The 22,614-nt window shown below is 46.4% G+C and carries 21 protein-coding genes and 1 riboswitch; of the genes, 11 read left to right on the top strand and 10 right to left on the bottom strand.

The window, feature by feature from the left end:
* Nucleotides 1–11 precede the first annotated feature (11 nt).
* The 4 genes from cysD (at nucleotide 12) to cysC (ending at nucleotide 4,988) form a co-directional block, all read left to right on the top strand.
* Entirely contained in the window at nucleotides 12–920 is a 909-nt protein-coding gene (gene cysD, locus FKN16_RS07645; RefSeq protein ID WP_005379592.1) for a sulfate adenylyltransferase subunit CysD, read from the top strand.
* Between the two features lie 18 nt (nucleotides 921–938).
* Nucleotides 939–2,369 (top strand): sulfate adenylyltransferase subunit CysN, encoded by a 1,431-nt coding sequence (gene cysN / locus FKN16_RS07640; protein WP_046874053.1) that lies wholly within the window; start codon nucleotides 939–941, stop codon nucleotides 2,367–2,369.
* 252 nt (nucleotides 2,370–2,621) lie between these two features.
* A complete protein-coding gene (locus tag FKN16_RS07635; protein ID WP_170902413.1) occupies nucleotides 2,622–4,346 on the top strand; it encodes an SLC13 family permease in 1,725 nt (574 codons plus the stop codon).
* A gap of 24 nt (nucleotides 4,347–4,370) precedes the next feature.
* Complete coding sequence (gene cysC, locus FKN16_RS07630) at nucleotides 4,371–4,988, top strand: adenylyl-sulfate kinase (RefSeq protein ID WP_139060150.1); 618 nt, start codon at nucleotides 4,371–4,373, stop codon at nucleotides 4,986–4,988.
* An 89-nt stretch (nucleotides 4,989–5,077) separates the two neighbouring features.
* Here the strand turns inward: cysC and FKN16_RS07625 are convergent, their stop codons facing one another.
* The 7 genes from FKN16_RS07625 to FKN16_RS07595 all read right to left on the bottom strand — a co-directional run bounded on the left by FKN16_RS07625 (nucleotide 5,078) and on the right by FKN16_RS07595 (nucleotide 10,729).
* Nucleotides 5,078–5,983, bottom strand: coding sequence for a TIGR03899 family protein (locus FKN16_RS07625; RefSeq protein ID WP_170902412.1), 906 nt, complete (start codon nucleotides 5,981–5,983; stop codon nucleotides 5,078–5,080).
* 322 nt (nucleotides 5,984–6,305) lie between these two features.
* The gene (locus tag FKN16_RS07620; RefSeq protein ID WP_047009028.1) at nucleotides 6,306–6,800 is read right to left on the bottom strand and encodes a DUF3299 domain-containing protein; all 495 of its coding nucleotides are present in this window, start codon (nucleotides 6,798–6,800) and stop codon (nucleotides 6,306–6,308) included.
* A gap of 4 nt (nucleotides 6,801–6,804) precedes the next feature.
* Nucleotides 6,805–8,064, bottom strand: coding sequence for an ABC transporter permease (locus tag FKN16_RS07615; RefSeq protein WP_047009029.1), 1,260 nt, complete (start codon nucleotides 8,062–8,064; stop codon nucleotides 6,805–6,807).
* Entirely contained in the window at nucleotides 8,061–8,789 is a 729-nt protein-coding gene (locus FKN16_RS07610) for an ABC transporter ATP-binding protein (protein ID WP_170902411.1), read from the bottom strand. The genes FKN16_RS07615 and FKN16_RS07610 overlap by 4 nt, the downstream gene beginning before the upstream one ends.
* 52 nt (nucleotides 8,790–8,841) lie before the next feature.
* On the bottom strand, nucleotides 8,842–9,507 hold the full coding sequence (locus FKN16_RS07605) for a DUF2796 domain-containing protein (protein WP_170902410.1): 666 nt from the start codon (nucleotides 9,505–9,507) through the stop codon (nucleotides 8,842–8,844).
* Between the two features lie 134 nt (nucleotides 9,508–9,641).
* The gene (locus FKN16_RS07600) at nucleotides 9,642–9,941 is read right to left on the bottom strand and encodes a DUF2607 family protein (protein WP_161442493.1); all 300 of its coding nucleotides are present in this window, start codon (nucleotides 9,939–9,941) and stop codon (nucleotides 9,642–9,644) included.
* 236 nt (nucleotides 9,942–10,177) lie between these two features.
* The gene (locus tag FKN16_RS07595; protein ID WP_170902409.1) at nucleotides 10,178–10,729 is read right to left on the bottom strand and encodes a YtfJ family protein; all 552 of its coding nucleotides are present in this window, start codon (nucleotides 10,727–10,729) and stop codon (nucleotides 10,178–10,180) included.
* A 214-nt stretch (nucleotides 10,730–10,943) separates the two neighbouring features.
* Here FKN16_RS07595 and FKN16_RS07590 point away from each other — a divergent pair, with 214 nt between their 5' ends.
* A complete protein-coding gene (locus tag FKN16_RS07590; RefSeq protein WP_012841164.1) occupies nucleotides 10,944–11,144 on the top strand; it encodes a DUF1107 domain-containing protein in 201 nt (66 codons plus the stop codon).
* An 86-nt stretch (nucleotides 11,145–11,230) separates the two neighbouring features.
* Here FKN16_RS07590 and msrA read toward each other — a convergent pair whose 3' ends face one another.
* The gene (gene msrA / locus FKN16_RS07585; protein ID WP_005392333.1) at nucleotides 11,231–11,869 is read right to left on the bottom strand and encodes a peptide-methionine (S)-S-oxide reductase MsrA; all 639 of its coding nucleotides are present in this window, start codon (nucleotides 11,867–11,869) and stop codon (nucleotides 11,231–11,233) included.
* A 167-nt stretch (nucleotides 11,870–12,036) separates the two neighbouring features.
* Between msrA and FKN16_RS07580 the strand changes: the two genes are divergently transcribed.
* Genes FKN16_RS07580 through FKN16_RS07565 form a run of 4 tightly spaced genes read left to right on the top strand, consistent with a single transcriptional unit; the run spans nucleotide 12,037 to nucleotide 18,315 of the window.
* Nucleotides 12,037–13,749 carry an autotransporter assembly complex family protein gene (locus FKN16_RS07580; RefSeq protein WP_065644947.1) on the top strand — a complete coding sequence of 571 codons (1,713 nt, stop codon included), beginning with the start codon at nucleotides 12,037–12,039 and terminating at the stop codon, nucleotides 13,747–13,749.
* Complete coding sequence (locus tag FKN16_RS07575; RefSeq protein ID WP_170902408.1) at nucleotides 13,746–17,510, top strand: translocation/assembly module TamB domain-containing protein; 3,765 nt, start codon at nucleotides 13,746–13,748, stop codon at nucleotides 17,508–17,510. The genes FKN16_RS07580 and FKN16_RS07575 overlap by 4 nt, the downstream gene beginning before the upstream one ends.
* Before the next feature lie 45 nt (nucleotides 17,511–17,555).
* On the top strand, nucleotides 17,556–17,903 hold the full coding sequence (locus FKN16_RS07570; protein WP_012841162.1) for a gamma-glutamylcyclotransferase: 348 nt from the start codon (nucleotides 17,556–17,558) through the stop codon (nucleotides 17,901–17,903).
* Between the two features lie 49 nt (nucleotides 17,904–17,952).
* Entirely contained in the window at nucleotides 17,953–18,315 is a 363-nt protein-coding gene (locus FKN16_RS07565) for a DUF2799 domain-containing protein (protein WP_170902407.1), read from the top strand.
* A 77-nt stretch (nucleotides 18,316–18,392) separates the two neighbouring features.
* Here the strand turns inward: FKN16_RS07565 and ppa are convergent, their stop codons facing one another.
* Nucleotides 18,393–18,923 (bottom strand): inorganic diphosphatase, encoded by a 531-nt coding sequence (gene ppa / locus FKN16_RS07560; RefSeq protein WP_012841160.1) that lies wholly within the window; start codon nucleotides 18,921–18,923, stop codon nucleotides 18,393–18,395.
* Between the two features lie 127 nt (nucleotides 18,924–19,050).
* A complete protein-coding gene (gene fbp, locus FKN16_RS07555; RefSeq protein ID WP_005392321.1) occupies nucleotides 19,051–20,067 on the bottom strand; it encodes a class 1 fructose-bisphosphatase in 1,017 nt (338 codons plus the stop codon).
* Nucleotides 20,068–20,379: 312 nt separating this feature from the next.
* On the opposite strand from fbp, the gene mpl reads away from it, so the two are divergent.
* Both mpl and FKN16_RS07545 read left to right on the top strand, forming a co-directional pair.
* Nucleotides 20,380–21,738 carry a UDP-N-acetylmuramate:L-alanyl-gamma-D-glutamyl-meso-diaminopimelate ligase gene (gene mpl / locus FKN16_RS07550; protein ID WP_170902406.1) on the top strand — a complete coding sequence of 453 codons (1,359 nt, stop codon included), beginning with the start codon at nucleotides 20,380–20,382 and terminating at the stop codon, nucleotides 21,736–21,738.
* Between the two features lie 4 nt (nucleotides 21,739–21,742).
* Nucleotides 21,743–22,378 carry a flavin prenyltransferase UbiX gene (locus FKN16_RS07545; protein WP_046874042.1) on the top strand — a complete coding sequence of 212 codons (636 nt, stop codon included), beginning with the start codon at nucleotides 21,743–21,745 and terminating at the stop codon, nucleotides 22,376–22,378.
* A 37-nt stretch (nucleotides 22,379–22,415) separates the two neighbouring features.
* Nucleotides 22,416–22,552, top strand: a riboswitch (TPP riboswitch).
* The last annotated feature ends 62 nt before the right edge of the window (nucleotides 22,553–22,614 follow it).

Below are 22,614 nucleotides of genomic sequence, written 5' to 3'. Positions count from 1 at the left end.
AAATACAAAACATGGACCAACAACGTTTAACTCACCTTAAACAACTCGAAGCGGAGAGTATCCATATTATCCGCGAAGTTGCGGCTGAGTTTGATAACCCAGTCATGATGTATTCGATTGGTAAAGACTCATCAGTGATGCTGCACCTAGCGCGTAAAGCGTTTTATCCGGGCAAAATTCCATTCCCACTTTTGCATGTCGATACGGACTGGAAATTCCGCGAGATGATTGAGTTTCGCGATCGCACCGCTGCCAAATACGGCTTTGAGCTTTTGGTACATAAGAACCCAGAAGGTCTAGCAATGGGCTGCAGTCCGTTTGTTCATGGCTCGTCAAAGCATACGGACATCATGAAAACGCAAGGTCTTAAGCAGGCGCTAAACAAATATGGCTTCGATGCTGCTTTTGGTGGCGCTCGTCGTGATGAAGAAAAATCACGCGCAAAAGAGCGAGTGTATTCGTTCCGTGACAAGAACCATACCTGGGACCCTAAAAATCAACGTCCAGAGCTGTGGAAGACGTACAACGGTCAGGTCAATAAAGGGGAGAGCATTCGTGTATTCCCACTTTCGAACTGGACGGAGCTTGATATTTGGCAATACATCTATTTAGAAAACATCGAGATCGTACCGCTTTATCTCGCTGACAAACGTCCAGTTGTTGAACGCGACGGCATGCTAATCATGGTTGATGATGATCGTATGGAGCTTCAACCGGGTGAAGTGATCGAAGAGAAGAGTGTGCGTTTCCGTACTCTTGGTTGTTATCCATTAACTGGGGCTATCGAGTCTGAAGCGAATACTTTGACCGGCATTATCGAAGAGATGCTGGTGGCAACGTCGAGTGAGCGCCAAGGTCGAGCGATCGACCACGATCAGTCAGGATCGATGGAGCTTAAAAAACGTCAAGGTTACTTCTAAAGGATCTAAGGAAAGATAATGAACAGTGCAGTTGAAGCTCAATTAGCCGAGCTTGGTATCGAAGGCTATTTAACACAACACCAGTACAAGTCGTTACTTAGATTCTTGACTTGTGGCTCGGTAGATGACGGTAAAAGTACACTAATCGGTCGCTTACTCCATGACTCAAAACAAATTTATGAAGATCAGCTAGCGGCAGTGCACTCAGACAGCCAACGTGTGGGCACCACGGGTGAAAAGCCTGACCTTGCGTTGTTGGTCGATGGCTTACAAGCTGAGCGCGAGCAGGGGATCACGATTGATGTGGCTTACCGCTATTTCTCGACGCAGAAACGTAAGTTCATCATCGCCGATACTCCTGGACACGAGCAGTACACGCGTAATATGGCAACAGGCGCATCGACGTGTGACTTAGCGGTGATCTTAGTTGATGCACGTAAAGGCATTCTTGATCAAACTCGTCGTCACTCTTTTATTTCCAACCTACTGGGTTTGAAACACTTTGTTGTGGCGATCAACAAGATGGATTTAGTGGATTACTCGCAAGAGCGCTTTGAAGAAATCCGCGATGAGTATCTTAAGTTTTCTGAGAACCTGACCGGGGATATTGATATTCAAATCATCCCGATTTCGGCGCTTGAAGGTGACAATGTGGTGGATAAAGGGCAAAACCTAAGCTGGTTTAAAGGCCCGTCATTGCTTGAACTTCTTGAAACGGTCGATGTGGATCAAGAAAAAGGTGCGGGTGAGTTCCGCTTCCCAGTGCAATACGTTAACCGTCCTAACCTCGATTTCCGTGGTTTTGCGGGGACGATTTCTTCAGGTTCGATCAAAGTCGGTGATGCCATCAAAGCATTGCCATCGGGGAAAACGTCAACTGTTGCACGCATTGTTACGTTTGATGGTGATATTGAGGAAGCTCGTGCTGGGTTAGCGGTCACTCTGACGCTAAGCGATGAGATCGATATTAGCCGTGGCGATTTGATTGTCCTAGACAATGCTCAAGTGGAAACCACAAACCACTTGCTTGCCGATGTGGTATGGATGACAGAGCAACCTCTGCAACCGGGTCGTGACTATGACATCAAAATCGCAGGTAAGAAAACCGTAGGTCATGTTGAAGCGATTCGTCACCAATATGATATCAACAACCTATCAACTCATAGTGCGGCAGAGCTGCCATTGAATGGTATTGGCTTGTGTGAATGGTCTCTCAATGAGTCAGTTGCGCTGGACAATTACCAAGATTGTGCTGATACCGGCGGCTTCATCATTATCGATCGTCTGACGAACGTGACGGTCGGTGCAGGCATGGTCAAAGAAAGCCTCGCGGTGGTTGAGCGCGATTTGACGGACATCTCTGCGTTTGAAGTTGAGCTGAATGCACTTGTGCGTAAACACTTCCCACACTGGGAAGCAAAAGACGTCAGCCAATTGCTGAAAAAGTAATTGGCGCGCCCGAGCACGATAAGCTCTGATTCTGTCTGTTGTTGTGCTTGGGGCGTCGCTGCCTAACTGAGTTGCGAAATGCAGTTAGGTTATTCTCCTAATACCAGAATGCTTCGGTGAAGCCCAAGAAAACCGAGCATTCTGATGTTCTTTTCGCTTACGCTGATTTTGGTCTGTTTACTCGTTTGTCTGGTGTCTCACGGATAAATGAGCCGTTGTTGTGCCCTTTGGGCGATTTGGTAAGGAAAGGCTATGTGGGAACAAGGGTTTGTATTAGCGATTTTGCTTGGCATTATCACTTGTTTGCTTGTCACAAAAATTAAGCCTAGTTATGTCTTTGCGGGTGCCGCTTTTATTGCATTTATGGCGGGAATGATGGATTCAGCCACGATCGCATCCAACTTTACCAACTCTTCGTTATTGACTCTGGTTCTGTTGATTCTTGCATCGTGTGCTTTAGAAAAAACGTTACTAATCAGTTGGGTGAGCCGTAGTATTTCTGAAGGCCAGTTAGGCAGTGTGATCGCTAAGCTCGGTGTATCAACGGCCTTGCTCTCTTCATTTACGAATAATACCGCTGTGGTTGTCTCATTGATTGGGGCGATTAAGCGTAATCAGCAGCATGCACCTTCGAAATTACTTATCCCATTGTCTTACGCCGCCATTTTTGGTGGCACATTAACTTTGATTGGTACGTCGACTAACTTAATCATCAACAGCTTTGTCGAAGACGCAGGCTTACCGAGCCTGAGCTTTTTTACACCTACTATGATAGGTTTGGCTGTGCTGGTGGGAGGGATGCTGATTCTTATCCCACTGAGCTACTTGCTACCGAATTATGATGATCAAAACCAAGAAGATTTACCGTACTTTCTTGAGTCTCGCGTAGAGCCTGGTTCACCGTTAGTTGGGCGCACGGTCAGCGAGAATAATTTACGTGCGCTGCGCAAACTGTTTCTTGCGGAGGTTGTACGAGATGGCGTGACGGTTTCCTCTGTAGGACCGGATTTCGTACTCAATGCGAAAGACCGATTGTTGTTTTGTGGTGATGTTGAGAGCGTCGCGACCCTGCAAGAAATTCCGGGCCTCAAGCTGTTTGGTCAGCAGCACTTGAATGGGCAAAACTTTATCGAAGTTGTGGTGAGCTCATCCGCGACGTTTTGCTATAAAACACTCAAAGAGAGCCGATTCCGCGATCGCTTTGATGCCGTTGTTGTCGCTATTCGTCGTGGCCATGAGCGCTTAGAGGGCGGTTTGGGTAGCATTACCTTAGCGCCAGGTGACACGTTAGTTCTGGTTCCGGGCAAGCGTTTTGAATCGGAGCGCCGAGCTCATCGTAAAGAGTTTGTTTTAGTGCATGATTTGGACTCTAGCGCTCGGCTTGATACGAATAAGTCCTCCATCGTACTACTGGGCTTTGCTGCCGTAATTGGGTGTGCGTTATTAGAGCTAGTACCAATTATTAAAGGCCTTGCCGCGTATCTTATCGCACTTATCGCGTTTGGCATTGTACAGATTTCAGAACTGCGCCGCCGTTTCCCAATTGATATCGTTGTGATTGTCGGCTCTGCTTTGTCCATCGCTCAATTGATGATCTCTTCCGGCTTGTCAGAGAGAATGGGAGCGATGTTTATTGAAGCGTTCAATGGCTGGGGCGTGTTTGGAGCCTTGGTCGCAACTTACATCATGACATTAGTTCTTACTGAACTGGTGACGAATAATGCCGCGGCTGCGCTTTCTTTTCCTATTGGCTATAGCATGGCGGTCGGTTATGGCGTTGATCCGATGCCATTCATTATGGCGGTCTTGTTTGGCGCCAGTGCGAGCTTTATTTCTCCCTACGGTTATCAAACCAACTTGCTGGTGTACAGCGTAGGAAATTATAAATTGACCGACTATGTGAGAATTGGTGTGCCGATTTCGATTGTGTACTCTGTATTAGTACTTACTTTGATTCCGGTCTTCTTCCCGTTTTAATTCCGATATTTACAAGGATACGTTATGACTGCCGAAACGACGGTAAAAGATGAAAATATTGTTTGGCACCAGCATTCGGTCGATAAACAGTTTCGTGCTGAATTAAAGAAGCAAAAACCTGCCGTATTGTGGTTTACTGGCTTATCTGGAGCGGGTAAATCAACCATAGCAGGGGCGTTGGAAAATCGCCTTGCAACATTGGGTTACCACACCTATTTATTGGATGGTGACAATGTGCGACATGGCCTGTGTAGCGATTTGGGCTTTTCTGAACAGGATCGTCGCGAGAACATTCGTCGTATTGGTGAACTGGCTAAACTGATGGCGGATGCAGGCTTAATTGTGTTGTCGGCGTTCATTTCACCGCATCGTGCAGAGCGACAGCTAGTGCGCGACTTATTGCCAGAAGGTGAGTTTATCGAAGTGTTCGTCAATGCATCTCTAGAAGTCTGCGAAGGTCGCGATCCTAAAGGTTTGTACCGCAAAGCACGTGCGGGAGAAATTCCTAACTTCACTGGTATTGATTCTGAATATCAAGCACCGAAGAATCCGGAAGTCGATTTACCAGCGGGCGAAAAAAGCGTCGATGAGCTGGTGGACTTGTGCTTGGAAGCGCTTAAGTCGCGTGCAGTGATCCGATAAATAAGCATTTGGATCATTGGTGACCTCAAGCTCTTTGAGCGGCTTAAGAAGCATTTAGATCATGGGTGGTCAAATGCTTCTCGAACTGCCTACACGGTATGATGAACCGTACTTTTAGCGTCACTATGGACACTAAATCTATGATTTAAAAGCGCAAGCATTTGGTCGTAGTAGTCGGCATGTGGTTTGTTACCGAGCAAGGTACAGAGCTCATTGCCTGTTGGCGTGAAGCGGTAATATAAAAGGCGGACGCCTTTGCTGTTCACGTTCAGCGACAAGTTTTTACCTTGGTAGGTGAGGATCAATGGCGTCTCGATACCAATTTCGCCAGATTCAAGCTCGGTACTATGCAGTAACCCTAGTTCAATCAACAGCAACAAACTTGAATAGGGCAGCTGAAAACTTCCCATGTTTAAGCTGTTGGCGATGTCTCGTTTGCCGAAGCTAAATATTCCTCCTTGCGCTTTATAACCAATTAACAGCTTGCGACTGTGATCCCCTCCAAAACTGCACGCCAGAGAGGCGGCTCTTTGCAGAGTTTGCGCTTCTTTTGGTGACATATCTTTGAGGATTTTGAGCGCTTTCATAGACGTCGAGCCTGGGTTTGTCACTTCACGCTTCATCACTTGAGCCCATAACTTTTGCATCGCGCTGTTATGGATGTCTTGAGCCATTTCAAAAAAACGATACAACCAGTCTTGGTCGGGCTCTCCGGCAGTTTCATCTCGGCATGAACTGTGTGCTAGCTTTAAAATCTGCTCTAGGTTTTTTTGTCGCTGTTCTTGGCGTCTCTGTTCACGCAGTTGGGCTCTTTCAAGCGCGGATTTGGCTGGTGGATCGGTTTGCAGTAAGGCATCAAGACTGTGTATTTGGGCAATGGTTTTTACCTTGCTGGCACTGTCTTTGATGTAGCCCTGCTTTTTTTCTTGTTGCGTATTTTTTTGTGCGTTTGACTGATGTTCGATGACAACAGGTTGCTTTGTCGGTTCTGCCATTAATTTTCCTACCAAGAACTGCGCTGTTCGCTTGTTTAAATTTACACCTTATCTAACCAGGCGACCAGATAGGAGTTCTCAGTTTTTGAACGAATAGGGCTATCCAAAATGATAATGAGTTGTTAAAATTGTTATCGTTATTTTGGAGGGACAATGAAGTTCTCAGAAGCAGGTAAATTAAAAAAGCACCTGTCGATAGCGTTTCTTTTGGTTATTTATGTTGGCGTATTAGCGTATTTGTCTCGTTATATCGTGTAACACAGAACTAAAAAAGGCGCCGATGTGACGCCTTAGGTGTACCGATGCATGTCAACGACTTAAACTACATATCGTCGTAGGCTTCTATTTTCGATCCCTCAATAACGTAAGCCGTTTCAGCCAGCTCGTGGCTTATCGTTTCGGTTTTCAACTCCCCAACCACATATATGACGTCCCACAGTTCTTGAACGGGTGCGCCTTTGGGAAACTTCACGTAAATGATTTGGTTTGGTGGCGGTGGTGGTACGTGGATACAAGCTCCAAAGTATGGCACCAACAAAAACTCGGTGACGGTATTCGCGTCACCTTCAAGCGGGATGACAAAGCCTGGGATTTTAACTTGGCTTCCATTTAGCTCTGGTCGAACGTTACCAATTTTAGACTGTTGCGCTGCGCCGCCACTGTGATCAGAAGCTGGCATGCCCATACTGTCGAACAGTTTGCGTTCTTTCTCAGGTACTAGATCAATCCAGTCGAGCGTTAATGGCTCCTCGCTTGCGAGTACTGGTGCTATAAATGAGACGATCAGCAAGCAACTTGCGAGTATTTTTCTCCACATTTTATTAAATCCTTATTGTCATTCCGTCACTTAGTGACTGTCGGTAGGCGCGAAAAGCCGGGATGAAACCAATTACAATTCCAGCGCATTGTACGAAACCTAATAGCATCCATTCATAGGGCGATAAGAGGCTTAAAGTCAGATGTATTCCATAATGCTGTTGAATGATGGGTTGCACGATGGCGAGAATGGCATACAGCCCTGCCACTCCGGTCACAATTCCGGCAGCAGTAAGTAGACTGGCTTCGCTGATCAACAATGAGAAAACATGACGAGGTCTTGCTCCCATAGCGCGCAAAATCGCCATTTCACGGCGGCGCTCCTGTAAGCTAGTTAATAAGCTGCTTAGCATGCCGAGTAATCCTGCAATCACCACAAAGCCAGACACTGCCATTAAGGCTTGCTCGGCAACAGACATCATTCCCCACAGTTCATGCAACGCAACCCCGGGCATAATCGCGCTAAGCGGTTCTTTGGGATAAGTGTTGATTTGCCTTTGTAGGGCGAAAGTTTGAATACGAGATTTCAAACCGACCAGCATCGCGGTAATTTGCTTGGGCTGAAAGTCTCTGTTTTTGAGATCTTGTGCTTTGGGTGTTGGGCCTAAACGTGCACCGCTTTCCCATCCGACGTGAATCGCTTCGATAGCTTCTAGCGAGACATGAACGGTTTTGTCGACTGGCGTGCCTGTGGGCGCAAGAATCCCGACAACTTTGAATGGCAGGTTGTCATGTCGGCTAAAGCCTACATCACTAATGCCGTGGGCAATGATGATTTCACTACCGACGTGATACCCCAGCTGTTTTGCGACATCAGAACCGAGCACGGTTTCAAATAAGCCATTGAATTCTCGGCCTTCTGAAAAGGTTAGTGATTGCTTACTTCCGAATTTATAGTGTTCAAAATAGCTGTGGTTGGTTCCCATGACTCGGAACCCTTTGTGCGAGTCGCCAAGTGAGATTGGAATCGCCCAATCTACTGCTCGATGATTGGCAAACTCTTGGTAGCTCTTCCAGTCAATGTTGTTGGTGGCATTGCCAATGCGAAATACAGAGTAGAGCAGCAAGTTCACTTGTCCAGAACGGCCACCAATGATGAGGTCGGTGCCTGAAATTGTATTGGCGAAGCTATCTTTTGCCTGAGTACGAATGCGTTCTACTCCTAAAAGGAGTACGACAGAAATCGCGACTGTCATGATGGTTAATATTGCCGTCGCCTTACGATTGATTAAGCTCTTCCACGCGAGCTTTGCAACAGCGCTCATGATGCGGCTCCTAGGTTAGATGCTTGGTTAATATCTGGTAGGTTAAGTGTGCGGTCAAATAAGGGCTCAAGCGTTGGATCGTGACTGACGAAGATCAGCGTAGCGTTGGCTTGATTCGTTTGCTCCATCAGGAGTTCAATAAACGCTTTACGGTTATCGTGGTCTAGAGCGGAGGTTGGCTCGTCAGCAATCACTAACCCCGGATACCCAATGAGTGCTCGTGCAGCCGCAACACGTTGTTGTTGGCCAATGCTCAGTTCCGATACCGGACGAGCATGAAGCTCGCTGGGTAGGTGGAGCCTTTCAAGCAGAGCTTGAGCTTGCTCTTCTAACGTTTGAGATGACGTTCTTGAAAGCGCGCGGCCACGTCGTGTTTGACTGAATTGGCAAGGCAGTAGTACGTTTTCAAACACGTTTAAATAAGGCAATAAATTGAACTGCTGAAAGATATAGCCAATGTGATCGGCGCGAAATTTGTCTCTTTGACTTGCACTTAAACTAACAAGGTCAGTATTCAGTACGGATAGAGAGCCTGATGTTAACGTGTTGATGCCAGTTAGTAGGGCAAGCAGCGTAGATTTACCGCAGCCACTGGGACCTTTGATAAATACGTGCTCACCTTGGGCAATGTGTAACTGTGGAATATGAATGGTTGCGTGTGTTGAACCGGGCCAGACAAACTGGGCATTATTTAGCTCAACAACGTTTGACATGATTTCAGTCATACTAAATCACCAAAGCATTGGCGTGTAAGTGTGTACTTACACGCCACTCGTGTTATTTGATTACGATTTGGGAGTTATCTTTGCTCAGTTTGGTGGCTGATTGCATGGTGTCAGTGAATATATTGACGTTGATTGACTCAGTCGTTGGAAATTGATTAAACCAGTCGGTTTGAATGTGACTGAGTTGGTTAACTTGGTCACAGCTGAAGCGATATTGCACCGAAAACTCACCATGTCCGCCATTTTCATGCTCCTCATGGTGAGTATCGTGACCGTCATGGTGCTCATGTTCATCATGATGTTCATTGTGGTGATCATGGTGTTCGTGCCCTTCATGATCGTGATTTGCATGGTCATCATGGTCGTGCTCGCTATGATCATGGTCTTCATGAGGGTTGCTGAGGTTATGGTTTACGTAAGCTTCTTCAATATCACAATTGGCTTGCGCGTTAATAGCAAACAGTGTGTTGCTGTCTTCTAGGGTGGCAATGGCTTGTTTAAGTGCTTGCTCTTGTTGTTCATTTTCTGGAGCATGCTCGAAACCGACCACATCGGCACCGGGAGCAGTAATCTCCACTAACAGATCCTTTCCATCTTGGGCGATATTAAATTCGACGTGACCATGCACATGAGCACCGTGCTGGCGGTATTCGTCCGCATTTGCTGCTGTCGATAAAGAGAGACCAATGACAAGCGCTAAAACATGTTTCGATGACATTTTGTGTTTCCTAATTTTGCTGGCACTAACCCGAGCAATACCGGATCAGATTTGTATTTACTAAGGTGCGATTCGTTGACACGTGAGGTGCAGGAATACGCACAAATTATGTTGAGTGTGGAATAGTTTGGAAATTAAGCAAAATAAGGCGGGGCACGAGCTGCACCACGAATGTCTTCACTATTAACAAGGCGCTGAAAGACATCATGGTATTGGATGCGCGTAAATGTTGGCGTCGATAGGGTCGGTTGAGCTTTGGCTATGCCGTGCTGAACCCCAGAAAATAGCTGGCAATGATGGTGTGTGTGGTGTTCGGGAGTCAGATCAACTTGATGAAGGATTACCGCAAAGTTCCAAGCGATCAGCAACGCGGCACTGAAAAATAAAACAGTGCGATGCCAATGCTTCCGTATCTTTTGCTGGTGGTGGTACATCTGAGCTCCTCTTACCGACTGTTATAATATAACACCCATAATGAGTAAAAGTTCACTCTTTTGTTGGCTAGTGGGAAAATTTACGTCAACACATGCGATGTCGCCGAATCTGAGACAGTCTCCTTGGTGGAATCACTGAGCGTTAAACTAGGGGCAACAGAAGTCTCAAGCTTTAAGTTTGGTCGCATGGCTCCTTATACTGCGTACTACGGATATTAAGGAGCCAAGCAACGAGACTAGATGTTCTGTTTAATTAGCTCGATCACCTTTGCAATTTCATCTTGCTTAAGTGCGCCTTCTTTTACAAACAGCACTTTGCCTGTTTTGTCTTGAACAATAATGGCCGAGCTTTCTTCTTTAAGAGCCCAAGTGTTGGCGACTACGCCATTTTCATCCAGAACCATAGATGACCAAGGAAACTCTTTTTTGCTGTCTTGGGCTGAAGATTTCACGAACGAACCTGTCCCCCAGATTGCATCATCTTGGTTAATGATCGTCGTTGTTTGGTAGCTTTCTTGCGGGAATTGCGCGGCGGTTATTGCTGACATCAAAGGAGCGTTCATTTCTTTTGAACTGCTACGACCTGCGATTGCTTGAATAACACGGACCTTACCCTGCATATGCTGGGTTGCCCATGGTTGGTATGCCACGCCCTCACCTTGCAAAACAATCTCGCCATAAGCCGCGACCTTGGCAGAAGGAACGGTCTCACCGACAGATAGGTTGTGTGCAAACGCAAAGCTTGGCGTTATAGCCAATAGTAGAGGTAGGAGAGTCTTAGTTTTCATATTGTTATATTCCGTACGAGTTGGAAGTTTTCCAGTATATATCCAGATCTAGGAAATTTGTAGAACTGTTGATAACATTTATTTAACGTATGGGGTGGTGTAATATTGCGTTATATTTAGAATTTGCTAAAATGAACCTCGTCGCAGATTGCGCATCAAGATTGCAGAGGATAAATAAGCAATCCGTGTTTTCTCAAAGGAATTGAGGTGAGTTATGCTACGTGAGTTTGCTGTATACCGACCATTACAAGTGGCACGTTTCGTTAAAACGTTGTTCAAAGGTCAATTCTTTATTGCTGGGGTTGGATGTTTTCAGTTCGACAATGGCAAAGTTTTGCTCCCTGACGTCAACGATCAGAAAAGACTCACCATCTTTAAAGAAGTTAACCAAGTGATTGCTTCGCTGTCTGTTTAAGAGCCCGTTGGCTTGAATTTAGTTTTCGATTTCAAAAAAGAGCGACCGAATAGGTCGCTCTTTTTGGTTTCAGTTAGTCCTAGGAACTAACTTTGTAAGCTGGGTGGAAAGCAAACACCTGTACCACCGATACCGCAGTAACCGTCAGGGTTTTTAGCCAGGTATTGCTGGTGGTAAGTTTCGGCAAAATAATACGGGCCCGCTGGCTGTATCTCAGTGGTGATATTCGCGCGTAGTTCCTCTTGCAGTGCTTGTTGATACAAGAGCTTCGATTTTTCTGCGCTCTCTTGCTGCTTCGCGGAATAAGTGTAAATAGCCGAACGGTATTGTGTGCCCAAATCGTTACCTTGACGCATCCCCTGGGTTGGGTCATGTTTCTCCCAAAAAACGGCCAGTAGTTTTTCTAAGGAAATCACGCGTTCATCGAAGACGACTCGTACTACCTCTGTATGGCCTGTTTTACCCGTACACACCTCTTCATAAGTAGGATTGGGTGTATATCCACCGGCGTAGCCAACCGAAGTGGAGATAACCCCATCCAGTTGCCAAAATACGCGCTCAGCACCCCAAAAGCAGCCCATTCCCAGCAGAATTTGTTGTTGATGCGGCTCCAATGGTGCCTTTAAGTTAGATTTATTTACAAAATGATGATCTTCAACCTGCATCGGTTGATCTCTACCTGGCAAGGCATCTTCTATACTGATCAATGTTTGTTTGTTGAGCATGGTATTTGTCCTTCAATACGTGTCTTAAATTTGCGAACTTTTTCATTTCGTCTGTATCTGATGCTGTGATGACATAGACCGCGTTAAACCTATTAATATTACAGACTTAGACTTTAATTGGCGTTATCATTATTTACGTTTACTTAACCTCATTCAGCCAAAAAAGCATGATAAAAAAAGCTCTCCTCACCATTGTTGGCCTGTTTGCCTTTTCTCATGGTGCCTATGCCGATGTTTCTTTGACTTTAAAAGGCATCGATGGCGCTTTAGAAGAGAATGTCAGTGCGTACCTGTCGTCCATTCCAACGAAGGACTACTCCACTTCTCTGCGTTTTCAAGCGAGATTAGATCAAAGTATCACTGAAGCTCTTAATGCGCTTGGGTATTATCATGCAAAAATTTCATACTCTATTCCGGAAGGGAATGATGAGTTGATCGTCAGCATCAAGCCGGGTTTACCTGTGAAAGTGAAAGTCATGGATGTAGTGATCACAGGTGAAGCAAAAGACGATGAAGAGTTCGCCAAACTTATTGAACGTTCACCGCTTAAAGTCGGCAAAGTATTGAATCAAGGTGAATACGATAGCCTGAAATCGGGTATTCGTAACTTGGCGTTGCAGCGTGGTTATTTTAATGGTGATTACAAGCTCAGCAAACTTGAAGTGATTCCTGACTTCAATGAAGCGAATGTGCGTTTGCATTATGACAGTGGTATTCGTTATCACTTTGGTCCGATTAACATTACTGGCAGTCAGATTTGGGAAAACCGTGTTGAATCAATGCGACCTTTTGAAATTGGTGAACCTTACTTAGTTTCGCAAGTGGGAGAGTACAACCAAAACCTGTCTAATACCGATTGGTTTTCATCGGTTTTTGTGGAGCCTGATTTAAGTAAATTGGATGAGGGACGCGAATTGCCAATTAAGGTCTCGCTCGCGCCAGCGTCAAAAAACCAAATAGAAACCGGCCTTGGTTACTCGACCGATACTGGTGTGCGTGGCACGTTAAAATGGAAAAAACCATGGGTTAGTTCACGTGGTCACAGCTTTAATACGGCGTTATCACTATCAAAGCCAGAACAGACGATCACGGCAGGCTACAAAATCCCGCTTGATGATGTATTGCGTGAATACTACCAACTGCAATTTGGTTTAAAGCACCTTGATAACCGAGATACGGAGAGTTTGGAATCCAACCTGGCAGTTGAACGACATTGGCTAACCGATGGCGGCTGGCATAAAACTATTTATGTTCGTCACTTGTACGAAAACTTCTCTCAAGGTCTGCAAGATGATGGGGTGCAATTTGTTTTACCCGGAGCCACTTTTTCACGAACTCGTGTCCGTGGTGGCAACATGCCAATGTGGGGGGATAAGCAAAGTGTAACGATCGAATATGGTGATCCTGCTTTGCTGTCAGAAACGCGAGTATTGCGCCTATTAGGGCGATCATCTTGGATCCGCGGGATCGGTGATAATCATCGTGGTTTGTTCCGCTTAGAAGGTGGTGCGAACATCACTGACGAATTTGAAAAGCTTTCACCTTCCCTGCGTTTCTTCGCTGGTGGTGATAACAACATTCGTGGTTATGGATACGAGTCTATTTCACCTGTGGATGAAAGTGGCGCCTTGACGGGTGGTAAATACATCGTCAGCAGCACATTAGAGTATCAATATCGCGTGTATGGAAACTGGTGGGCAGCCACCTTCTACGATATTGGTGATGCATTTAATGAAACACCTGAATGGAAATCGGGTGCTGGTGTGGGTATCCGTTGGGCGTCTCCGGTTGGACCGGTTAGCTTTGATTTTGCGTGGGGACTGGATGAAAAACCAGAAAGAGAGTTCCGCATCCACTTCTCATTGGGGCCTGAGTTATGATCAAAATGATGTTTAAGTGGACCAAATGGCTGTCGCTAAGTTTGATTGGTCTATTGCTGTTGCTCATCATTTTTGTTGCGACAGTGCTATTTACTCACCCTGGTCTTAAGCTCGCGTTGTGGGGAGCAGAAAAGGCTTTACCGCAACTACAGATAGAGAAAGTTCAGGGTTCATTATTTCCTCGTTTTGAGCTACAGAACGTCAGTTTTGTCGACGAATCTTTGAACATCGACGCAAAAGTCGATCGTTTAGCGTTAGCGGTTAACTTCCGTTGTTTCTTTGATCCTAAAGTCTGTGTCGATGAGCTAACCCTGCAAGGTGTTAACTTTCAGATGCCAGAGCTCCCTCCGGCAGGCGAAGAGCCAGAGGAGACACCGCCATTACGTACAGTCAGTACACCAGTCCCTATTTTTGTTAATAAGGTCAGTTTTGATGACATTAACTTAAACATTTTGGGCAACCAAATTGACTGGCAAGATTTCTCTACCGGGCTTTCTATGCAAGGCGACCGTTTAGTGATTGCGCCGACGGCATTAAAAGACATCAATGTTGCACTGGCTCCAAGTGAAGCTGAACCTGAAGCCGCCACCGACGAGCCGAAAGACGCTGACGTTCCGCCGCAAGATATTGTGTTACCTGAGGTGTGGATTCCACTCACTGTGGAAGCAAGACGCCTCGATGTTCATAACTTCAAGCTTGCAGGTGAGAAGCCGGTGATCGTTCACCACCTTGGTGCTGTAGCGAAAGCGGGGGGCGACCGTGTTGATGTGAAAACATTAGAGCTCGATATGCCTGAAGTGGAAGGTAAGTTAAGCACGCAAGTAACGCTTTCTGCTGACTATCCTCTCGAAGCTCAGCTCGATGCGCTGGTGAAGCAAGCGGATGCGAAAGGGCAAAAGCTGTCTCTGTCAGCTGCTGGCACGGTGGGAGACCTTTCTCTCACTGCGACCTTATCTGAACTAGTCGAAGCGGAGATCAAAGGTGAACTTCAGCCCCTGAAAGCTCAGTTACCCTTTGATGTTGCAATCAAAAATGTGCAAGCGCAATGGCCGTTAATCGGTCAAAGTGATTATCAAGTATCGGTACCAAGTTTATCTGCAAAAGGTTCCCTGGACGGATACACCGTGGCACTAGAAACACAAGCTTCGGGTAAAGATATTCCTGCTGTAGATGTTGTACTAAACGGCAAAGGCACATTAGAGCAAATCGATCTTGAAAGCCTGGTAGTCAAAACATTGGGCGGCGAGCTATCCGGTCAGGTGATGGCGAATTGGGCTGCGCCAATCAACTGGCAAGCTGACCTTAATTTGCAACATATTCAACCAGGGATTCAATGGGAAGAAGCGGAAGGCGATATCAGTGGCAGCCTCTCGACTTCAGGTTCTTTAACAGAACAAGGCGGTTGGCAAGTCAGTTTACCTAAGTTAGATATCGATGGCATTTTGCGCGGCTATCCGCTGAATGTGGAAGGCCAACTGGAAGCGTCTGATAAGAATGGCAAAGGTGAAGACATTCAGCTTACCACGCAAGGTTTAGCGCTTTCTCATGGCCCTAACCAATTGAGTGCCAAGGGTAAGATTGATAAACAGATATTAATGGATGTTGAGGTTAACTTCCCCGATTTTTCGAAAAGTGTTCCGGATCTAGCGGGTAAGATGCAAGGCAACGTGGCGCTGCGTGGTAGCTTGAAAGAGCCTGACATCAAATTAGACCTAGCGCTAAACCAAGTGAACTGGCAGCAGCAAGCGAACGTCGAAAACATAACTTTGAAGGGGGATGTGACGCCTCTGCCAGCACCGAAAGCGAATTTAAGCCTCATTGCGAACAACATTACCTACGACGACATTAAAGTTGATAGTGCAGACCTTGAAGTTTCTGGGGATGAAAAACTGCACCAACTGACGCTAGATGTGGTGTCTGACATTGTATCAACCAGCTTAGAAATTGAAGGCTCATTCATACAGAAGCCGCAAATGATCTGGGATGGTGCATTGCGTCGTCTTACTTTGAGCACGCCGCAGGGACCTTGGGCGTTGCAGAAATCGACGGCGGTTAAAGTCAACATTGATAAACAAATCGCTGATGTTCAAGCACATTGTTGGCTGCAAGCCAATTCGAGTGTTTGTTTGACCGAAGATATTAGTGTTGGTCAAAGTGGCGAAGCCAAGTTAGCTGTGAACGACTTTGACTTTGAACAAATCAAGCAGTTCCTGCCGCCAGAGACGAAATTACAAGGGTCGGTCAACGCGCAAGCGACAGCAAAATGGGCACCAGAGATGAAGCCGGAAGTCACGGTGAACGTTGATATGCCTAAAGGTCAAGTAGAGCAAGCACTAGAGCAGCCGATAACTCTTGGTTGGGAAAGCTTTAGCTTTAAAGCGGCGCTGGCAAAAGACAAGTTAGATGCTGAGTGGTTATTTGATGTGAGAGACAATGGTGACTTATCAGGTCAGGTTTCTTTGGTCGATGTAACGTCTGAGCAGCCTGAGATTGACGGTAAGGTCTCGCTATCGACATTCCATCTGGATTTCTTAGCGCCGTTGATAGGTGAGTACAGCCTATTCAAAGCGAACATGAATACTGATTTGGCGATATCTGGTGATGTTATGCACCCTAAAGTCAACGGTCAGTTCTTGATTGATCAAATGAAGCTACAAGGTGAAGTCACGCCGATAGACATTAACTCCGGTCAGGTCGCGATCAACTTTAAAGGTCACCAAGCGGATCTTGATGCGGGTATCATGACGCCAGATGGTGAGTTGGAAGTGACCGGTGAGGCCGATTGGCAGGATCTACAAAATTGGCATACCAAAGCGCGCGTATTTGCGAAAGAGCTTCAGGTGGATCTTCCACCAATGGTAAAAATCAAAGTTGAGCCGGACATGACTATTGATGTCACACCACAGCTTGCTAAAGTCGAAGGTAATATTAATCTGCCTTGGGGACGAGTTGTGGTTGAAGAGCTGCCACCAAGTGCGGTTGGTGTTTCAAGCGACACCGTGATTTTGGACCAGAACTTACAGCCTGTGAGTGATATCGAGCCAATGCCATTTGATGTTGAAACGGATATCAACATTAAGATCGGTGATGACTTTCAACTGGCCGCCTTTGGCTTGAAAGGTGGTCTGAAAGGTAACCTCAATGTGACACAGAAAGATAAAGGTCCGTTCATCGTTGGTGAGGTTAATATCGTCGACGGTTCTTACCGCTCTTTTGGTCAGGATTTGGTGATTGAAGAGGGTAAGATCTTAATGAATGGCCCGGCAGATCAGCCGTACGTTTCTATTAAGGCGATTCGAAATCCAGATAATACCCAAGATGACGTGATTGCTGGTGTGCGTGTAACAGGACCAGCATCGGATCCAAATGTGGAGATATTCTCTGAGCCAGCGATGCCTCAAGCGAATGCGCTCTCTTACCTACTTCGCGGTCAAGACATTGATGGCGAAGCGGGAGGCAATGCTATGACGACCACGTTGATCGGCCTAAGTTTGGCAAAGAGTGGACGCGTGGTTGGTGAAATCGGCGAAGCCTTTGGGGTTCAAGATTTACAATTGGATACAGCGGGGTCGGGCGATGATTCTCAAGTGACCGTCAGTGGTTACATTCTGCCGGGATTACAGGTGAAATACGGCGTCGGCATCTTTAACTCACTAGGCGAGTTCACAGTGCGTTATCGATTGATGCAAGATCTGTATTTAGAGGCGGTTTCTGGTGTAGATAGTGCGGTTGACCTACTCTATCAATTTGAGTTCGATTAGAGCTTGTTCACCTGCGTACATAAAGTTCATGACTAAGGAGTGGTTATGCAGCATTTAGTTTTTGTATATGGGACCTTGCGTAAAGGAGAGTGTAATCATCACTTTCTGAGCTCGGCCCAGTTTCTTGGTCAGCATGAAACGGATGCTCAGTTCGCACTGTATGACTTAGGTCCTTATCCCGCGTTGTCTGTTGGGCAGCGTTCGATACAAGGTGAAGTGTATCTGATTGATGATGAAACCTTATCCGAGCTAGATAAGTTGGAAGATGTGCCAGTAGAGTATCGTCGAGAGAGCATCGTCACGCCATTTGGCCAAGCTTGGATCTACTTGTATCAAGATACTGAACAACTGACCGAAGAAATCGCTTCCGGAGATTGGTGTCAAAAGGTGTGAGCTATACTGACATTATCAATAGCGACGAGCTGGTCACTAAGGAGTCATGATGAAGGTATTCGTAATTGGATCAATGGCGTTGATTCTTGCCGCATGCGCGCAAACAACCCTGCCGACCTCGAGTAATGCTACCGACTGGCAAGCGTTTGGTAAGCAGTCTGCCTTAGATGGATTAAGAGTTTTATCTGAAGATCGTATCGCTGCACTGGATGGTACTAATCATGCTACGCCTGAACTGATCATTGCCTATCAAACGGGTTATCAGCAAGGGAAGCAAGAGTATTGTGAACAAAGCGCGTATATGCTTGGTGTTATCGGGCGTCCGTATTTTGGTATTTGTGATGACCTAGACCCTTTCTTTCAGCATGACTATGACGCTGGCCGAATGTCATCTGCAGGCGCACCTATCTAGTTGACTTACACAAGATGAAAAGCAAAAGAGCAGCCCTAAAGCTGCTCTTTTTAATTTTGTATCAGCAGCAGTGATGCTTATTTTTTCTGAGCGCGCTCGTAAGATTCTAGGATTTCAGCTTTAGCGGCAGCAACATCTGCCCAACCATCCACTTTCACCCATTTACCTGCTTCAAGCTCTTTGTAACGCTCAAAGAATTGCGTGATCTGCGCTTTCAGTAGTTCTGGGATATCGTCCACATCTTGGATGTGATCGTACTCTTTCGAGATTTTGGTGTGTGGAACCGCAAACACTTTTGCGTCTTCACCTGACTCATCCGTCATCTTCAAAACGCCAACAGGACGGCAGCGAATCACTGAACCTGGCATAAGTGGGTATGGTGTTGGTACCAGTACGTCAACTGGGTCGCCATCAAGAGACAGCGTATTGTTCACGTAGCCATAGTTACATGGGTAGAACATCGGTGCAGACATGAAACGGTCAACAAATACCGCACCAGAGTCTTTATCTACTTCGTACTTGATTGGATCTGCATTTGCAGGAATTTCGATCACGACATAGATATCTTCAGGCAGTGACTTGCCTGCTGGCACATGGTTTAAGCTCATTAGAATATTCCTTTTCATTAACGATGAGTCACACTGAAGCGGCTTCATCTGATGATAAATTCGCGTTTCACTTTAGCGACAAAAACGCGGCAGGTAAACACCTGCCGCGTTGGACAAAGGTCTGAAATTATTCTTCGTCGCGGTGCAGTTCAAGGAACTCTTCAACTTTGCGAACCATGTTCTTAGAACCAACAAAGAAAGGCACACGTTGGTGCAATTCGGTTGGTTTGATATCCATGATGCGATTGACGCCGTCTGATGCAATACCGCCCGCTTGCTCAATTAAGAACGCCATTGGGTTACATTCATAAAGTAGACGCAGTTTGCCCTGAGGATGGCTTTGCGTACTAGGGTAAAGGTAGATACCACCTTTCAGTAAGTTGCGGTGGAAATCAGCAACCAATGAGCCAATGTAGCGAGAAGTGTATGGACGACCGTCTTCTGGCACATTCTCTTGGCAGTACTTGATGTACTTCTTCACCCCTTGAGGGAAGCGAATGTAGTTACCTTCGTTGATCGAATAAATCTTGCCTTCTTCTGGAATCATCATGTTTTCATGAGAAAGGCAGAAGCTGCCGATAGATGGGTCGTAAGTAAAGCCGTTTACGCCGTTACCCGTGGTGTAAACCAACATGGTTGATGAACCGTAAATCACGTAACCAGCGGCAACTTGCTTATGACCAGGCTGAAGGAAATCTTCTTCTGTCGCTGGTGTGCCAATAGGTGAAACACGGCGATAAATAGAGAAGATAGTACCGACAGAGACGTTCACATCGATGTTAGAAGAACCATCAAGTGGGTCCATCAGTACCACATATTTGGCGTTTTGGTTGAGCTCTTTGTTGAAAGCAACCGCTTCGTCTTCTTCCTCACTGGCAACGCCACACACTTGGTCACGAGCTTCAAGCGCGGCTTTGAACTTATCGTTCGCGTAAACATCGAGCTTTTGCTGGTCTTCACCTTGGACATTTTCCGTGCCTACAGCACCAGTGATATCACCGAGACCCGCTGCGTTGATTTCGCGGTTAACGATTTTTGCAGCTAAACGAATGGAGGCTAAAAGGGATGATAGATCACCGCTAGCGTGGGGGAAATCCGCTTGTTTTTCGACAATGAACTCGCCTAGGGTGCGCAGTCCTGACATGGTTAATCCTTACATTTTCATTTCATTGGGGGTAGTGCGCAAGTGAGCATCTCTTTATGGATGTTAAACGATTGCGCTGGATGTAAGTTTAAGTCGCAGATCTTTTTAATGGTAATGAAGTAACTGTTTGAGATCTCAATTTATTTGTAGACTTGTTTGAGGGATTCATCAGTAAGCAAGAGGTTGTACAGTCTGTGTTCAACCTTGTCATATTTGTGAAAGGGACTGCAAGAAGAAGGCTAAAGTCTCTCGCTTTTCTGGTTGTGATCGCGATAATGAAAGCATTAAAGAACGCATTACAAGGTTTAGTTTATGCACATTCATATCTTGGGTATCTGTGGCACATTTATGGGCGGCGCTGCGATTTTAGCGCGCCAATTAGGGCATAAAGTCACTGGTTCTGATGCCAACGTTTACCCACCGATGAGCACGTTGCTTGAGTCTCAAGGTATTGAAATTATTGAAGGCTTCGACCCGTCTCAACTCGACCCTCAACCAGACCTTGTGGTGATCGGTAATGCCATGAGCCGTGGTAACCCATGTGTTGAACATGTGCTCAATACCAACATGCGCTACACCTCTGGTCCGCAGTGGCTCAACGAGTTTTTGCTGCACGATCGCTGGGTATTGGCGGTATCGGGTACACACGGTAAAACGACTACGTCGAGCATGCTGGCTTGGATACTCGAAGACTGCGGTTATCAACCTGGTTTCCTAGTTGGTGGAGTACTTGGTAACTTTGGAGTCTCTGCTCGTTTGGGCGAAAGCATGTTTTTTGTCGTTGAAGCGGACGAATATGACAGTGCTTTTTTCGATAAGCGTTCTAAGTTTGTGCACTACCATCCTCGAACCTTAATCATGAACAACCTTGAGTTTGATCATGCTGACATCTTCGATGATCTAGAGGCGATCAAGCGCCAATTCCATCATTTAGTGCGAACGGTTCCCGGCAATGGCTTAATCTTAGCTCCGAAGCAAGACCAAGCTTTGGCGGATGTATTAGAGCGTGGTTGCTGGACAGAAAAGCAGTTTTCAGGTGTTGATGGCGACTGGCAGGCGCACAAATTAGTGGTCGATGGCTCAAAATTTGAAGTTGCTCTACAAGGAGAGAAGGTCGGTACCGTCGAATGGGATTTGGTGGGTGATCATAACGTTGATAATGCGTTAATGGCGATTGCCGCGGCGCGACACGTTGGCGTAACGCCGGAGCTTGCGTGTCAGGCTCTGGGCCGTTTCATTAACACCAAGCGCCGTCTTGAGTTAAAAGGTGAAGAGCAAGGTGTGACGGTTTACGATGATTTTGCGCATCACCCAACGGCAATTGAACTCACCGTCGGTGGTTTGCGTAACAAGGTAGGCGAAAAACGCATTCTTGCCGTGTTGGAACCTCGTTCTGCCACTATGAAGCGCGGCGTGCACAAAAACACACTCGCGGATTCACTACACAGCGCAGATGAAGTGTTCTTATTCCAACCAGACAACATCGAATGGTCGGTGCAAGATATCGCGGAACAATGTCAGCAACCTGCTTTTGTTGACGCTGACATCGATAACTTTGTAGCGAAAATCGTTGAACGAGCGCAGCCAGGTGACCAAATTCTGGTGATGAGTAATGGTGGCTTTGGCGGTATTCACGGCAAGATCCTCGAGCAACTTAAACAAAAAGTCTGATTTTATGCAAAACAAACAGCAGCAAGCAGAAAAAGCCATCACTTTAGCGTTAACTGGAGCATCTGGTGCGCCTTATGGTCTGCGACTTTTAGAATGTTTGGTCGCGGCGGATTATCATGTCTACGTTCTGATCTCTTCGGCGGCTCGTGTCGTGATGGCAACCGAACACAACCTTAAGCTGCCAAGTGGGCCAGAAGCCGCAAAGCAAGCGTTGGTAGAGCACCTGAACTGCAATCCCGATAACATCACCGTTTGTGGTAAAGATGACTGGTTCTCACCGGTAGCATCTGGCTCTGCGGCACCAAAGCAAATGGTGGTTTGCCCATGTTCTGCGGGAAGTGTTGCGGCGATTGCGCATGGTATGTCGGATAACTTGATTGAGCGCGCCGCTGACGTGGTGATGAAAGAGCGTGGGCAGTTGTTGCTCGTCGTTCGCGAAACGCCATTTTCAACGCTGCATCTGGAGAACATGCACAAGCTATCGCAAATGGGCGTGACCATCATGCCAGCGGCTCCGGGCTTCTATCATCAGCCAAAGAGCATTGAAGACTTAGTGGATTTTATGGTGGCGAGAATTCTCGACCACTTAGGTATTGAGCAAGGTTTAGTGCCTCGTTGGGGTTATGACCAGCGTTCGTGAGCTGATTGTGTAACCACTCAAATACCTTTACAATCCATCCAACTCATCGGGGAGCAAACCCATTTAGCATTGAGTCAATCAATGCATTTGGGCGCTGAGACCTAAGTTCTTAACTAGGGACCCGTATTACCTGAACCAGATAATGCTGGCGTAGGAATTGAGTCTGGATATTGGAAGTCCTTAATAGCCGCCTCAACCCTGTGCCGCTCAACTTATTTCTCTGAAATACTCATGGA

The sequence above is a fragment of the Vibrio sp. 11-4(1) genome (assembly GCF_013048625.1).
Lineage (GTDB): Bacteria > Pseudomonadota > Gammaproteobacteria > Enterobacterales > Vibrionaceae > Vibrio > Vibrio diabolicus.
This window is presented reverse-complemented; position numbering and strand designations above follow the sequence as displayed.

Excerpts from the sequence above, each read along its gene's own strand:
- cysD (WP_005379592.1), top strand. The coding sequence starts at position 12 with ATGGACCAACAACGTTTAACTCACCTTAAACAACTCGAAGCGGAGAGT.
- cysN (WP_046874053.1), top strand. The coding sequence starts at position 939 with ATGAACAGTGCAGTTGAAGCTCAATTAGCCGAGCTTGGTATCGAAGGC.
- FKN16_RS07635 (WP_170902413.1), top strand. The coding sequence starts at position 2,622 with ATGTGGGAACAAGGGTTTGTATTAGCGATTTTGCTTGGCATTATCACT.
- cysC (WP_139060150.1), top strand. The coding sequence starts at position 4,371 with ATGACTGCCGAAACGACGGTAAAAGATGAAAATATTGTTTGGCACCAG.
- FKN16_RS07625 (WP_170902412.1), bottom strand. The coding sequence starts at position 5,983 with ATGGCAGAACCGACAAAGCAACCTGTTGTCATCGAACATCAGTCAAAC.
- FKN16_RS07620 (WP_047009028.1), bottom strand. The coding sequence starts at position 6,800 with ATGTGGAGAAAAATACTCGCAAGTTGCTTGCTGATCGTCTCATTTATA.
- FKN16_RS07615 (WP_047009029.1), bottom strand. The coding sequence starts at position 8,064 with ATGAGCGCTGTTGCAAAGCTCGCGTGGAAGAGCTTAATCAATCGTAAG.
- FKN16_RS07610 (WP_170902411.1), bottom strand. The coding sequence starts at position 8,789 with ATGACTGAAATCATGTCAAACGTTGTTGAGCTAAATAATGCCCAGTTT.
- FKN16_RS07605 (WP_170902410.1), bottom strand. The coding sequence starts at position 9,507 with ATGTCATCGAAACATGTTTTAGCGCTTGTCATTGGTCTCTCTTTATCG.
- FKN16_RS07600 (WP_161442493.1), bottom strand. The coding sequence starts at position 9,941 with ATGTACCACCACCAGCAAAAGATACGGAAGCATTGGCATCGCACTGTT.
- FKN16_RS07595 (WP_170902409.1), bottom strand. The coding sequence starts at position 10,729 with ATGAAAACTAAGACTCTCCTACCTCTACTATTGGCTATAACGCCAAGC.
- FKN16_RS07590 (WP_012841164.1), top strand. The coding sequence starts at position 10,944 with ATGCTACGTGAGTTTGCTGTATACCGACCATTACAAGTGGCACGTTTC.
- msrA (WP_005392333.1), bottom strand. The coding sequence starts at position 11,869 with ATGCTCAACAAACAAACATTGATCAGTATAGAAGATGCCTTGCCAGGT.
- FKN16_RS07580 (WP_065644947.1), top strand. The coding sequence starts at position 12,037 with ATGATAAAAAAAGCTCTCCTCACCATTGTTGGCCTGTTTGCCTTTTCT.
- FKN16_RS07575 (WP_170902408.1), top strand. The coding sequence starts at position 13,746 with ATGATCAAAATGATGTTTAAGTGGACCAAATGGCTGTCGCTAAGTTTG.
- FKN16_RS07570 (WP_012841162.1), top strand. The coding sequence starts at position 17,556 with ATGCAGCATTTAGTTTTTGTATATGGGACCTTGCGTAAAGGAGAGTGT.
- FKN16_RS07565 (WP_170902407.1), top strand. The coding sequence starts at position 17,953 with ATGAAGGTATTCGTAATTGGATCAATGGCGTTGATTCTTGCCGCATGC.
- ppa (WP_012841160.1), bottom strand. The coding sequence starts at position 18,923 with ATGAGCTTAAACCATGTGCCAGCAGGCAAGTCACTGCCTGAAGATATC.
- fbp (WP_005392321.1), bottom strand. The coding sequence starts at position 20,067 with ATGTCAGGACTGCGCACCCTAGGCGAGTTCATTGTCGAAAAACAAGCG.
- mpl (WP_170902406.1), top strand. The coding sequence starts at position 20,380 with ATGCACATTCATATCTTGGGTATCTGTGGCACATTTATGGGCGGCGCT.
- FKN16_RS07545 (WP_046874042.1), top strand. The coding sequence starts at position 21,743 with ATGCAAAACAAACAGCAGCAAGCAGAAAAAGCCATCACTTTAGCGTTA.